This is a genomic window from Ruminococcus albus 7 = DSM 20455 (genome assembly GCF_000179635.2).
GTDB lineage: Bacteria > Bacillota > Clostridia > Oscillospirales > Ruminococcaceae > Hominimerdicola > Hominimerdicola alba.
Genome location: NC_014833.1, coordinates 1,447,193 through 1,460,361, shown reverse-complemented (window position 1 = coordinate 1,460,361; position 13,169 = coordinate 1,447,193). Strand labels below are relative to the sequence as shown.

Annotated in this window: 12 protein-coding genes and 1 other RNA gene; 7 read left to right on the top strand and 6 right to left on the bottom strand. The window is 45.5% G+C overall.

Annotated elements, in window-relative coordinates:
* Positions 1-456: 456 nt before the first annotated feature.
* The 5 genes from RUMAL_RS06425 (at position 457) to recR (ending at position 4,880) form a co-directional block, all read left to right on the top strand.
* Complete coding sequence (locus RUMAL_RS06425) at positions 457-1,911, top strand: S1C family serine protease (protein ID WP_013497954.1); 1,455 nt, start codon at positions 457-459, stop codon at positions 1,909-1,911.
* A gap of 263 nt (positions 1,912-2,174) precedes the next feature.
* An RNA gene (gene ffs / locus RUMAL_RS21250) (signal recognition particle sRNA small type) lies at positions 2,175-2,274 on the top strand.
* A 37-nt stretch (positions 2,275-2,311) separates the two neighbouring features.
* Positions 2,312-3,910, top strand: coding sequence for a DNA polymerase III subunit gamma/tau (dnaX, locus tag RUMAL_RS06420; protein ID WP_013497953.1), 1,599 nt, complete (start codon positions 2,312-2,314; stop codon positions 3,908-3,910).
* A 13-nt stretch (positions 3,911-3,923) separates the two neighbouring features.
* Positions 3,924-4,274, top strand: a complete 351-nt coding sequence (locus RUMAL_RS06415) for a YbaB/EbfC family nucleoid-associated protein (protein ID WP_013497952.1) — start codon at positions 3,924-3,926, stop codon at positions 4,272-4,274.
* A 3-nt stretch (positions 4,275-4,277) separates the two neighbouring features.
* A complete protein-coding gene (gene recR, locus RUMAL_RS06410) occupies positions 4,278-4,880 on the top strand; it encodes a recombination mediator RecR (protein ID WP_013497951.1) in 603 nt (200 codons plus the stop codon).
* Between the two features lie 153 nt (positions 4,881-5,033).
* Here recR and RUMAL_RS06405 read toward each other — a convergent pair whose 3' ends face one another.
* The 6 genes from RUMAL_RS06405 to RUMAL_RS06380 all read right to left on the bottom strand — a co-directional run bounded on the left by RUMAL_RS06405 (position 5,034) and on the right by RUMAL_RS06380 (position 10,949).
* Entirely contained in the window at positions 5,034-7,643 is a 2,610-nt protein-coding gene (locus RUMAL_RS06405; RefSeq protein ID WP_013497950.1) for a rhamnogalacturonan lyase, read from the bottom strand.
* 314 nt (positions 7,644-7,957) lie between these two features.
* Positions 7,958-8,248: a DUF1294 domain-containing protein gene (locus RUMAL_RS06400; protein ID WP_037304396.1), complete on the bottom strand. Its 291-nt coding sequence runs from the start codon at positions 8,246-8,248 to the stop codon at positions 7,958-7,960.
* Positions 8,241-8,717 (bottom strand): tRNA adenosine(34) deaminase TadA, encoded by a 477-nt coding sequence (gene tadA, locus RUMAL_RS06395; protein ID WP_013497948.1) that lies wholly within the window; start codon positions 8,715-8,717, stop codon positions 8,241-8,243. The genes RUMAL_RS06400 and tadA overlap by 8 nt, the downstream gene beginning before the upstream one ends.
* Positions 8,714-9,877 carry a CPBP family intramembrane glutamic endopeptidase gene (locus RUMAL_RS06390; protein ID WP_013497947.1) on the bottom strand — a complete coding sequence of 388 codons (1,164 nt, stop codon included), beginning with the start codon at positions 9,875-9,877 and terminating at the stop codon, positions 8,714-8,716. The genes tadA and RUMAL_RS06390 overlap by 4 nt, the downstream gene beginning before the upstream one ends.
* A gap of 107 nt (positions 9,878-9,984) precedes the next feature.
* Complete coding sequence (locus RUMAL_RS20625) at positions 9,985-10,590, bottom strand: helix-turn-helix domain-containing protein (RefSeq protein ID WP_162145122.1); 606 nt, start codon at positions 10,588-10,590, stop codon at positions 9,985-9,987.
* A 179-nt stretch (positions 10,591-10,769) separates the two neighbouring features.
* A complete protein-coding gene (locus RUMAL_RS06380; RefSeq protein ID WP_013497945.1) occupies positions 10,770-10,949 on the bottom strand; it encodes a hypothetical protein in 180 nt (59 codons plus the stop codon).
* A gap of 131 nt (positions 10,950-11,080) precedes the next feature.
* Here RUMAL_RS06380 and RUMAL_RS06375 point away from each other — a divergent pair, with 131 nt between their 5' ends.
* Complete coding sequence (locus tag RUMAL_RS06375; RefSeq protein ID WP_013497944.1) at positions 11,081-11,905, top strand: sugar phosphate isomerase/epimerase family protein; 825 nt, start codon at positions 11,081-11,083, stop codon at positions 11,903-11,905.
* A complete protein-coding gene (locus RUMAL_RS06370; RefSeq protein WP_013497943.1) occupies positions 11,898-13,070 on the top strand; it encodes a Gfo/Idh/MocA family protein in 1,173 nt (390 codons plus the stop codon). The genes RUMAL_RS06375 and RUMAL_RS06370 overlap by 8 nt, the downstream gene beginning before the upstream one ends.
* The last annotated feature ends 99 nt before the right edge of the window (positions 13,071-13,169 follow it).

Below are 13,169 nucleotides of genomic sequence, written 5' to 3'. Positions count from 1 at the left end.
TATATTTTTTCTAAACTTCCTTAAAAACGGTGCCCTGCATGATAAGTGCGGGGCACCGTTTTTACGCTGATATCTGCATCTCCTTATTAATAGTATATATAAGAAGTTAAAATGAAGAATTATTAAGCATCACTTTTCTGCTTACAGAATATTCACACAGGTATCCGGGATCAGACTTCGGCATATATGCAGTGATATCCGCATTAAGAAAAGTCTTTAAAATTATTAAAAAACAAAGAATATTACAGGTATCTGCGTTTTTCATCATCGGGTGACAGCATCTTCACACAGCTTTCACATTAAGTGGTAAAATGAAAGATATGTGATAGATACTTTCAGATTCTTTCAAATCATTTTCATTGTAGCTTAAAGTAGTTTTAAAGTTAATGAAATATACTAATAACCATAGAAAACAAACAGCGGCGATGACCGCAGGATCATAAAGGAGTATGTCTTATGGATAACATGGAAAACAAAAATGTTTACACACCAAACGATAACGAAAAAATAAACAGCGAGAGCACTTACAACACCGCAGGATACACTTCACCTGCAGTACAGGCTGTGCCCCGCGAGAAGAACAACAGCAAGCTCCGCATAGCAGCACTTGCTATAAGCTTCAGCCTGCTGGGCGGTGCACTCGGTACAGGCGGCACATTTGCGGCACTCAAGTATCTCGGAAATGACGCTGCTTCTTCGCAGTCAAAATCAGTTAAGGCTGATACCGAGAGATCAGGCAGTACAGAAAGCAGTTCAGAACCTGCCAAGGCTGTTATCAAGACTGCTGAATCAGGTGAGAAGGCTGTTTCTTTACAGACAGTTAAGACAGACGGAAATCAGCTGACCGCTTCTGAGGTATACAAGAAGAACGTAAACTCAACTGTCGGCATAACCACTGAGATAACCACTAACTACTTCGGCTACAAGACCACTGCCGCAGCAAGCGGTTCGGGCTTTATTATCACCGATGACGGATACATAGTTACCAACCACCACGTTATCGAAGGCGCTAACAAGGTAAAGGTAACTACATACGATAACACCTCCTACGATGCTGAGATAGTCGGAAGCGACGAGAGCAACGATATCGCAGTGCTGAAGATAGACGCAAAGGATCTTGAAACTGTTACTCTCGGAGATTCCGAAGCCCTCAGTGTCGGTGATAACGTAGTAGCTATCGGCAACCCTCTGGGTGAACTCACTTTCACACTTACCTCAGGCATAGTAAGTGCTATGGACAGACAGATAACCACCTCCAATTCAGTTATGATGAACCTGATACAGACTGACTGTGCTATAAACTCCGGCAACTCGGGCGGTGCACTGTTCAATATGTACGGTGAGGTAGTTGGCGTTACAAACGCTAAATATTCAAGCAATTCAAGCACTGAGGCTTCTATCGACAACATCGGATTTGCTATACCTATAAACACTGTAAAGGATATAGTTACCAGCATAATCGAGAACGGCTATGTTGTTAAGCCTTACATCGGTGTATCAGTTGAGACAGTAAACAGCGATATGCAGTCCTACGGTATACCCGAGGGTGCTGTGGTAAGAGTTGTAAATGACGACTCCCCTGCTAAGGAGGCAGGCATTCAGGAGAACGATATCGTGACCAAGATAAACGATACCGAGATAAAGTCCTCTACCGATATGGTAGCTGCCATCAGAAAGACCACCAAGGGCGATACTATCGATGTAACTGTATACAGACAGGGCGAATACAAGACCCTCAGTGTAGTAGTTGACGAGACAAAGCCCGAGGAAGAAAAAGAAGAAAACGAGGATACTCAGGATCAGGGCAGCATGGACGGACGTGGAAACATGGACGGCCGCGGAAACTATCAGTACGGCTACGGCGACGAATTCGGCGGCATAGACCCCTTTGAGTACTTCGGTATCGGCTGATAATTCAGCCTGCAGTAAACTATTGCAAATACACTTCACCATATATACAGCCGCGCTCCCTCCCCTTGTGCGCGGCTGTTTTATTAGTGTATAACAGTATTTAAAGACTGAAAAAAATATTTTTGAAAAAAAATCACAAAAACACTTGCAATTTCTAAAGAAGTGTGGTATAATATACAAGTACTCCGACGAAGTATATAAAGCCTCGGCGGAAAAAGACTAGAAACAGATATCCGGACGTGGATTCGATCCGAGATATGGGTGTGCGGGTCCTGTACAATGAAACGCTGTGAACCATGTCAGGCGGGGAACCGAGCAGCATTAAGCGGTTTGTTTCGTGTGTTACAGTTTCGCCTGCACGCCTATATGTCGGATCGATTTTTATTAAGGGAGTGAGAATGTGTATCAGGCTTTATACAGAAAATGGCGTCCAAAGACCTTTGACGACGTTGTATCTCAGCCTCACATCACTACCACACTTAAAAACCAGATAATCGGCGGTAAAACAGCACACGCTTATCTGTTCACAGGTTCACGCGGCACAGGTAAGACCACCTGCGCAAGGATATTTGCAAAAGCAGTGAACTGCGAACACGGCAAGGACGGTATGCCATGCTGTGAATGCGAGATATGCAAAGCCGCAGATAACGGTTCACTGGGTGATATCATAGAGATAGATGCGGCATCCAATGCAAGCGTCAACGATATAAGAGAACTGCGTGAGGGCGTTATGTTCACACCCGAGATGTGTAAATATAAGGTTTACATCATCGACGAGGTGCATATGCTTTCGGTAGGGGCGTTCAACGCTCTGCTGAAAACTATGGAGGAACCGCCTCCCCATGTAAAGTTCATACTGGCGACCACGGAGATACAGAAAGTCCCTGCGACAATAGTATCAAGATGTCAGCATTTTGATTTCAACCGTATAAAGACCGAGGATATCGTGGCAAGACTAACGTATATCGCAGGTCAGGAGGGGTTCACTCTCCATGAGGATGCGGCTGAACTTATAGCAAGACTTTCCGACGGCGGCATGAGAGATGCGCTTTCGCTGCTGGATCAGTGTGTGGCATTTTCGGATGATATCACGATAGATACGGTATCGAACGCTTCGGGTATCGCAGGCAGGGATTACCTGTTTGATATACTCGAAAGCATAGCAGACAAGGATGCAGCAGGTGCACTAAAAAGAATAAACGAGCTGCATTCAATGTCCAAAGACCTTAAAGTGCTGGCAGGCGAGCTCCTCGAACAAATGAGGAACGTGATGCTGGCGGCTACAATAGATAACGGCAGAGAGCTTATAACCTGTCTTCCCGATGAAATGAAGCGTATAGAGGATATCGCACATAAGATGTCCCTGAACGAGATACTGGGATGTATTTCCCTTTTACAGGAAAGTTCGGACAAGCTGGCAAGAAGCACTTCCAAGAGGATAGAACTTGAAATGTGCGTCATAAGGCTGTGCACTTCCTCATTCGGCAAAGCTGCACCTGCGGCTGTATCTCAGCCCGGTATGCCCGACGGTGAACTGCTCAAACGCATTGCAAGACTTGAAGATGCAGTACGCAGCGGCGCTGTGGCAGATATCCCGAAGCAGGAAGTTGAAGCTCCGCCAAAGCCCGAACCCGATCCCGATTTCAAGAAGATGGATCCTTCAAAGATTCAGCCATTGAAAAACTGGGAGGGCATCGTTGATGAGATAAGCCGCAGAAATCCTGCCATAAGTGGATTTTTACGGAAATCAAATGCATTCATCGGCGGCAGTACGGTGTTCATAATAGTAGACAATGACTTTTTCTTCCAGCAATTCAAAAAACTGAATGCACACTCCATAATCAGCGAGGTGCTGAAGGAAAACTTCGGACAGACCTTCAATATCAAAGCTAAGTCGGCAAAAAATGTATCGCCCGAAGATAAGGAAAACCCGATCAACAGGCTGCTTGAAAAGGCTAAAAAGCTTGATATCGAAGTCGATATAAAAAAATCAAATTAAGGAGTTAATTAAGATGAAAGCAAGAGTACCCAACGGAATGGGCAAGGGTCCTTCCAACAATATGAATCAGATGCTGAAGCAGGCTCAGAAGATGCAGGATCAGATCACTGCACTCCAGGCTGATCTCGAACAGAGAGAGTTCAAGGGCACTGCAGGCGGCGGAGTTGTTGAAGTTACTATCAACGGCAAGAGAAACGTTCTCGATCTGAAGATTGCTCCCGAGATCGTTAATCCCGAGGAGATCGAGGATCTGCAGGATCTGGTAAAGGCTGCATTCAATGCTGCTGTTGACAACCTGGATGAGATCAGCGATGCTGAGATGCAGAAGCTGACAGGCGGCGTATCCTTCCCCGGCCTGTTCTAAAAAATGGCTGAAACTAACGCACTGCCTCTCGTTCTGCTCACCGAGCAGTTCGCAAAGCTTCCCGGCATAGGTATGAAATCCGCCCAGAGGCTGGCTTATCACGTTATGCGTATGAGCGACAAGGACGCTGAAGCTTTTGCCAACGCGGTACTTAATGTACATAAAAACGTACACCTCTGCAAAGAATGTCAGAACTATACCGACAGACAGCTATGTCCTATCTGCGACGATGACAGGCGCGACCACGGTGTGATATGCGTGGTGGAAAGTCCACAGGATATCACAGCTATCGAGCGTACGGGAGAGTATAAGGGCGTATATCATGTGCTGCATGGTCTGATATCTCCGATAAACGGAGTATCACCCGATGACCTCAAAATAAAGGAGCTGCTTGCGCGTATAAACTCAGGCACCGCCGATGAAGTCATCATGGCGACCAATCCCACAGTGGAAGGCGATGCTACAGCATTCTATATATCAAAGCTGCTGAAGCCTCTTGGTGTAAAAGTCACAAGGCTTGCATTCGGGCTGCCTATCGGAGGTCAGCTGGAGTATGCAGATGAGATAACACTGTATAAAGCACTTGAAAACAGAAATGAGATATAACAACAGATCGCTGTGATACTTTGGTATCGCAGCGATCTTTTCGTTTAAGCGCAACAAACAAAAGAGCCCGACACATAAATGCATCGGACCCTTTTGATATTCTATCTTATTTTTTCGGAAGTCGTATATAATCCCCGAACATCTAAGCTGTAGTTATCTTACAGTAACAGTTACTGCATTATTGATAGCTTCAGTAGTACTCCATACACCGTTTACCCTTGCTGCGATAGCTACCCTGTAGGACATACCGGGGGTCAGGTTCTTAGGTGTTACGTAGCTGTTTGTAGTGATGTTGGTTGTCTGTACTCTCCACTTGCCTGCAAGGTATACAGCGATACCATATTTGTCAGCTCCATAAAGCTTATCCCAGACGAACTGTATCTGGTGGTACTGAGTGTTGTAATTAACTCTGATATTGCTTACGGAAGGAGGAGGAGCCATTGGTGTGGACTGCTCCTTCACGAATACAGTGTAGTTAACTACATAACCTGTCATGCCGTTTGTACCCAGTACTACTCTGTCGCCTGAGTTGAATGACTTTTTGTAAGCTACAAAAGTCACATCGTTGCTTGATGTTGCGGTCAGTGATGTTCTTGAGTAGCCGCTCAGCCATGAGGGTACGGAGTTAGCCTCTTCCTCACGGGTATCTACCATTACATATACATCAACAGGCTCTTCAACTGTAAATTCAGCAAGATCTGAATCAGTGTTCTTGGAGTCGCAGGCTGTCATGATATACTCACTGTTCTGAAGGTCGGAAGCAAGAGAAGTATAGGTGAAATCTCTGTCACCGTAGATAAGACTGCCTGTGTAGGCGCTGTTTACAAGCTGCCAGCCTGAAGCATTAGCAGAATCCTTGACAGTTAAGTTCTTTACGAGCTTTCCGCTAACAGGCTCGGGAGGAGTGTTGTTAAGCTTGATATTGGGTCTTGCGGGAACGCCCTTTTCACTGCCCAGATAGAAGCTGGGGTGAGGAGGCTGATTGTAAGATGACTGTTCGCAGCCTGCCTGCATACGATACTGCATATCGTGCATCAGGGTAGTCATGCGGTAGCTTGTTTCGGTATTTGTGCAGTATACACGGAGTTTTGAGTTATCCGATGTACGAAGTACCAGTTCTTCACGCCAGTCACCGAAAATATCAGCTGTCAGACAAGGTACAGCCTTTGTGCCGTTATTCGATGCACAGCCGTCTGCTGTAAATATTGTCTGATAATTATCTATACCCTTCATCTTGGTGATAGATACATCGTTGAGCAGTTCGCGCTCCAGATCACCGTCCCAGTATATCAGGAAGTTGGTGGAGGGCTGCTTGCTGCCTATCTGCTTGCCTGAGGTATTATATACAGCGCCTGCGGGTCTTGAGCCCCAGAATTCAGCACCTGTATTACCTGCATAGATGTTATCTGCGCAGCATCTGCCTGTATCCTTGTCGCCGTCATAGTGCCAGATCTTGTTTCCGTTTCTGCCGTCGATGAGGGATATACCGTAATTACCGCTCTCGTGGCAGAGGAATACCTCTATGCCTTCGCGGTTGGGGTCAAGATCGCCTACGTGCATAGCATCGCCGTGACCCAGCTTTGTGGACCAGAGCAATTTTCCGTTATCGTCAAAGCAGGATGCGCCCATGCATACTTCCTGCTTGCTGTCGTTATCGAAGTCAGCGACCATTACATTGTGGTTGCCCTGACCATAAGCGGGATCGCTTGTGTTGAAGCCTGAATCATATACCCAGCGCTTTGAAAGCTTACCGTCACGTACATCTACAGCGGAAAGTGTAAGTCTAGTATAATAGCCTCTGCCGAACACAGCCGAGGGATGAACACCGTCGAGGTAAGCGATAGCTGAGTTGTATCTCTCGCAGCGGTTGCCGTAGTTATCGCCCCATGTGCTTTTAGCTGTGCTGCCTGTTGCAGTACCTCTTGACACGGGGAAATCTATAGTATCCAGTGCCTTGCCCGTTGCGCCCTCAAACAGGGTGAGATACTCGGGACCTGTAAGAATGGTACCTGAACTGTCAACATAATTGGCATTTGCATTACCTATGACCTTGCCTGTTCCGTCTACAGTGCCGTCACAGGTCTTGGTGATGAGTTCTGCCTTGCCGTCGCAGTCAAAATCAGCTACTGACATCTGGGTATAGTGCTGACCTGCGCGGATATTCTTGCCAAGGTCGATACGCCACAGCTGCTTGCCTGTAAGGGTATAGCAGTCGATATACACCTTGCTGGTATTTCCTGTCTGAGAATTATCCTTGGAATCATTGGGATCCCATTTCAAGATTATCTCGTACTGTCCGTCGCCGTCAACATCGCCCACACAGCAGTCGTTGGGTGAATATTTGCTTGAATCGGGATTGTTGAGCTTTATGTCGAAATAATTCGAGCCCGATGTGAATTTGCTGGTATCGGATGACTTAACTGTGCCGTTTACCACAGTATCAACACGGTATACCGAGTTATCGGAGCCGTAAGCATCCCAGTAATTGGTAGCCTGACCCGCCTTGCTTGTGTAAATGAGAGAATTGTCGCGATAAAGACGGAACTCGGTATAATCTGAATCGTTGGCGTTGAAGCGCCAGCTGATGAACATACCGTTACCTGACCTGATAGCGTAAATACCCCGATCAAGATACTCCATTATGGCGGTGCCGTTGCCGCCCTGACCGTAAGCAGCGTTAGCGGTAAGTATACCTGTGCTGATGCTTGCAGCCATCGTCAGTGAAGCAGCCGCTGCTGCAATGCGTTTAAATGCATTCTTCATTTTTTAACCTCCTGACAGTTTCAATTTAATTACACCTATGTTTATTTAAATATACTAACATTTCTTTATGGTTATAATAACATATCTTTTTCGATAATACAATAGCATATCATGTCATTTTTGTAGTAATTTTATGTACATTTCGGAGATTTTACGAAATGATAGCTAAAATATCATCTTTATATCATTTAATTTTGTTTAAACTCAGTCAAAAGTTATATATTAAAATGATTATCTCTACATATATTAATATTTTTTTATACACAAAATCACAACAAAAAAGGCTGTGCTTACGTGCACAGCCAATGCAATTATTATTTGGGAAGTATAAACTTAACATATACCATTGTCACCATTATGACCTCTGTAAAGAAAATGATCGGCAGACCCACAGCAAATTTTAACTTACGGGTCTTATGATGACAAACCACCATGCCAAGCAAAGCACCTATTATACCAACTATCGCGGCAGATATCAGCTTGCTTTCTGGTGTGCGCCATTTACCGCCCTCCGCCTTCTTTTTATCAAGGGCGTACATACCGAACACTATCAGATTTACAATGCCGTATACACACGCCAATACTAACCATATCCTGCTACTCATTCACTTTTACCTTCCTTTTACGCAGACCTTTGAAAAACTCAGTCAGTACAGCAGCACACTCCTCCTCAAGTACTCCGCCGATACATTCGGGTTTATGGTTATAGGGCAGACCAAAAAGATCCACCACCGAACCGCAGGAGCCTGCTTTTTTATCATATGCCCCGAACACTACACGCTCCACCCTTGAGTTTATCACCGCGCCTGCACACATGGGACAGGGTTCAAGGGTAACGAACAGTTCACAGTCTATGAGCCGCCAGCCGCCCAGCTTTCTGCTGGCTTCATCTATCGCGACTATCTCAGCATGGGTAAGAGGAGAACGTCCGTATTCCCTTCTGTTGAATCCTCTGCCAACAATCTCGCCTGTGCTTTTCTTAACAACTACCGCGCCTACAGGCACCTCGTCCTCATCAGCTGCAAGTGCAGCCAGTTCAAGTGCCTTGCGCATATACATCTCATCCCGTGTCACTGACCTATCCTCATATTCACTATAGTCAGTACAAGCGCACATACGAACCACATAGCCACTGTATTCGATGACAGCATAATCTTTATCTTCCTTGTGAATGTCAGCTCGGATTCATTAGTATCCGAGTTGAAGCTCCAGCCCTTGCGGTAATTGAGCCTTGTATATGCCACCAGTGCGCCCGCAAATATCAGCACGCAGACAGCCATTGCAAGTATACGGCCCAGGCCACGGTTAAGAAGCCCTACATATACCACTGCGTAATTCACAGCGTTAGTCACCATATGCATAAGAATAGCAGTAACGATAGAACCGGAACGTACCGTGAATACGCCTATTACCAGTGAACAGATTATGGAATAGCCTATATACGAAAGATCGTAGAAGCCGAGTCCGCAGGCTATGCTCGCCACAGCTACAGCATAGGAATCACCGAACTGACGGAAACTCTGCAGTACCAGCCCCCTGAAAAGGATCTCACAGAGAACAGGCATTATGAGGCAGTTGTAAGCTATCGACATCGCCTGTATCATTGGCTCGTTGCTGTCAAACATATACATATATACCGAATCGACCTTTACAACGCTGAGGAACGTAGAAAGTATGAAGCTGGCAAATCTGCCCATTACGGTTATCAGAAGCAGCATCATTATTGCCGTTGCCCTGAATTCAGCCGTGTCATTACCGCTGCCTGCAGGCAAAGCCACCTTACGCTGAAGCTTTGATCGCACCTGATATATGACGATAGCCGTTATGTATTTAAGTATACTTACACAGGTATAAACTATGCAGGAATACTCCGAAGCCTCTCCGAATGAGAACCTGTTTGAAAAAAACACAGCGCTGCAGGTGCCTCCGTTAAGATATATCGCCAGCAGATAATTGACCACATCAAAAAGCAGCATCACCAGCATGACAGCACCAAGAAGCCTCAGACAGTTATGCAGAGTTTCACTCTCGGCAGTATCAGCATCGTGTTTTATAAAACCTCTTCCTGCCATATATGAATGTTCACGCGAATCGTGTACATAGTTGAAGGAAAACTGATTGGTCTCATCGGCACGCCATTTGAAATAAGCGTCGTCATACTCCTCGTTCTGATTTCGGTAAGTTCGCTCCTTAGCGACATTACGGACGAAGCTCTTATCTTTTTTGCCTGCCATTTACCCACCTCCCGCAAATATAAAGATCAAAATACACTACTTGATAAGTATATCATATTTCCCGGGAAAAGTAAAGCGATTTTTTATCAAAATCAAATAATTAACTATCAGCCTTTAGGGCTGTTTCCGAATCTTTTGACGAACGCCCTGTAAAACGATGAATAGTCACTGAAGCCGCAATCCTCGGCGGCTTTTTTGGCTGTGTAACCCTTCTCTATCATTTCCTTGGCTGTTATGAGCCTTTTTGCAGTTATATAATCCCACGGAGAAGCACCTGTGGCTTTTTTGAACACTCTGCCGAACTGTGAACGGCTAAGGAAGAAATGCTCCGCAAGGCTGTCAACTGTAAGCTTATCGAACAGATTTTCATTGATATATCTCAGCATTTGCGCTTCAAAGCTGTTTTCTGCAGGCGGATGATGTTTTTTATTTGATGCATCATTGAGCGCATCAAGAATCCTCAGGATACCTACCTTTATCTTTACCTGTCTGCTGTAGCTGTCAAGCGAGCTGTCACACATCTGCTCAAATATATCTTCATACCCGCTCATATGAAAGTGGTTATTCTCACCGAGTTCACGGGCGGTATAAATGGATGTCAGCATACCCTCGGGATCTATGCTTTCAAAGGCAGATAAGGGAAAGTTTATTGCATAGCGCTCATACCTGTCGGCACGAAGGATCCTTATACAGTGTGCTTCACCCGCACGCATGATGAGCATACTCCCCTTTTTCAGCGGATATACAGAACCTTCCACAAGGTATTCGGCACTGCCTGATATAAAATAAAATCTGATTATCCCGTTTACACACCAATTAATTTGGTGTAATATCAGAACTAGAAATACTCGGCGGTTATCCTTCCCCCGCCGCAGGCGGGGGAAGGATAACATCAACACGATGATTCATTGTTATATAGCATTTTGTAATGGTGTGTTAAAGGGATAACCATGAAATAAAATATCTCACATTTGTCATGGATATGAAGATCATAGTTCCTGCCATCCGGAGTTTCATCAATGGCATGGCGGATATACATATCACCGACTGTAAATTCATTCAGGATATCCATACTCTCACCCCCTGTTTATATCATACCACAAAATGACCCGATTTGCAATACTTTTGAATAATTCAACAATTGTAATGCATATCTGATTATGATATCATATACTCAGAAAATAACAGAAGGAGGTCATCTTTATGAAACTGAAAATAGCAGCATTTGCAGATGAGGCAGCCAATGATCTTGAGGGGCAGATATATGCGATGAAAAACAACGGGGTAAGCCTGCTTGAGATAAGAGGTGTTGACGGAGAAAACATAGCAGATATATCTCAGCAAAAAGCGAAGCAGATACGTAAAAGGCTGGATGAAGAAGGACTTGGTGTATGGTCTATAGGTTCACCTTACGGCAAGATAGGCATAAACGATGACTTTGAGCCGCACCTTGAAAGCTTCAAACGATGCCTTGAAAACGCAGATATACTGGGATGCAGGCATTTAAGGCTTTTCAGTTTTTACGGCACCGATGAGATCGGACCTGTGCTTGAAAAGCTGACACGCTTTATCAAAGCAGCTGAGGGCAGCGGTATCATACTGTGCCACGAAAACGAAAAAGGAATATACGGCGATACTGCAGATAAATGTCTGGAGATACACAAAGCGCTTCCGCAGCTGAAGGGTATATTCGACCCTGCCAATTTCATCCAGTGCGGTCAGGACACTAAAGAGGCATGGAGTAAGCTTTTGCCTTATGTGGAATATATGCACATCAAGGATGCACTTGAAGACGGCAGTGTGGTACCTGCAGGAAAAGGCGCGGGTGAGATAGCATATCTGCTGGGAGAATATAAGGGAGAGGTGCTGACGGTAGAACCTCATCTTTCGGTATTCAAGGGACTTGAAGATCTTGAAGCTGATAAAAAATCAAACATCGGAAAATATGTATACCCCGACTCGCAGGCGGCATTTGCTGCAGCAGTATCGGCACTTAAAGAATTGACAGGAGGTCAGGCATATGAATAAGATCAGACTTGGTATCATTGGTATGGGAAATATGGGCAGCGGTCATCTGAGGAGCATAATGAAAGGCGAAAGCCCGAGGATAACTGTTACTGCTTTCGCGGATATCGTATGCGAGAAGCTTGACAAGGCAAGTGAGATATGCCCGTCAGCCAAGGCATTTGACAATGCAGAAGAAATGCTTGACAGCGGTCTTATTGACGCAGCCCTAATAGCTGTGCCGCATTATGACCACCCAAAGCTCGCAATTGAGTGCTTTAAACGCGGCATACACGTTATGACAGAAAAGCCTGCGGGAGTATACACCAGACAGGTACGTGAGATGAATGAGGCTGCCAAGGCTGCAAATGTTAAATTCGGCATAATGTTCAACCAGCGCACGAATCCTATATACGCAAAGGCAAGAGAGATAGTCAGGAGCGGTCAGCTGGGTGAGCGCAAAAGGCTGGTATGGATAGTCACCAACTGGTACCGCACACAGGCTTACTACGACTCGGGAAGCTGGCGTGCCACCTGGAACGGTGAAGGCGGCGGTGTTCTGCTGAACCAGGCACCACATAACCTTGACCTGTGGCAGTGGATATTCGGTATGCCTGTAAGTATAAGAGCCTTCTGCACCGTGGGAAAATATCACAACATAGGTGTTGAGGACGATGTTACTATCTACGGCGAATATGAAAACGGCGCTACCGCTGTGTTCATATCCACAACGGGTGAAGCTCCCGGCTCGAACCGCCTTGAGATATCGGGAACTAAAGGCAAGCTGGTGCTGGAAGACGGCAAGCTAAAATGGTGGAAGCTGAAAGAGGACGAGCGTGTGACCTGCTTCAACTGCAAGGACGGCTTTGTATGGCCTGAAAGCGACTATGAGGAATTTACAGCCGAGGAGCCCGACGGTCATCCGCTGATACTCAATAACTTTGCCGATGCTATCCTTGACGGTGCAGAGCTTATCGCCCCCGGTGAAGAAGGACTCAGTTCCCTCTCCATATCAAATGCGGCTTATGTATCCTCATGGACTGACAGCAAAGCAGATATACCCGTTGATGAAGATACATTTGAAAAGCATCTTTCAGAGCTTTGCCATAGTGAAAAGATCGAAAAGAAAACCGTTCAGGTGAGCGAAAGCGCTGAAAAGCTCAGCGAGAGGTGGAAAGTCCGCTGGTGACTTTACCGTTTATAAAACAGTAGGATAGGGAAAGTGATCATAACATAAAATTACATAGCTGCAGCCGTACACGATGAGTCATGTACGGCTGTTTTATCT

Coding starts and splice junctions, on each gene's coding strand:
- RUMAL_RS06390 (WP_013497947.1), bottom strand. CDS start 9,877: ATGGCAGGCAAAAAAGATAAGAGCTTCGTCCGTAATGTCGCTAAGGAG.
- RUMAL_RS06375 (WP_013497944.1), top strand. CDS start 11,081: ATGAAACTGAAAATAGCAGCATTTGCAGATGAGGCAGCCAATGATCTT.
- RUMAL_RS06370 (WP_013497943.1), top strand. CDS start 11,898: ATGAATAAGATCAGACTTGGTATCATTGGTATGGGAAATATGGGCAGC.
- recR (WP_013497951.1), top strand. CDS start 4,278: ATGGCTGAAACTAACGCACTGCCTCTCGTTCTGCTCACCGAGCAGTTC.
- RUMAL_RS06415 (WP_013497952.1), top strand. CDS start 3,924: ATGAAAGCAAGAGTACCCAACGGAATGGGCAAGGGTCCTTCCAACAAT.
- RUMAL_RS06380 (WP_013497945.1), bottom strand. CDS start 10,949: ATGGATATCCTGAATGAATTTACAGTCGGTGATATGTATATCCGCCAT.
- RUMAL_RS20625 (WP_162145122.1), bottom strand. CDS start 10,590: ATGCGTGCGGGTGAAGCACACTGTATAAGGATCCTTCGTGCCGACAGG.
- RUMAL_RS06405 (WP_013497950.1), bottom strand. CDS start 7,643: ATGAAGAATGCATTTAAACGCATTGCAGCAGCGGCTGCTTCACTGACG.
- RUMAL_RS06400 (WP_037304396.1), bottom strand. CDS start 8,248: ATGAGTAGCAGGATATGGTTAGTATTGGCGTGTGTATACGGCATTGTA.
- RUMAL_RS06425 (WP_013497954.1), top strand. CDS start 457: ATGGATAACATGGAAAACAAAAATGTTTACACACCAAACGATAACGAA.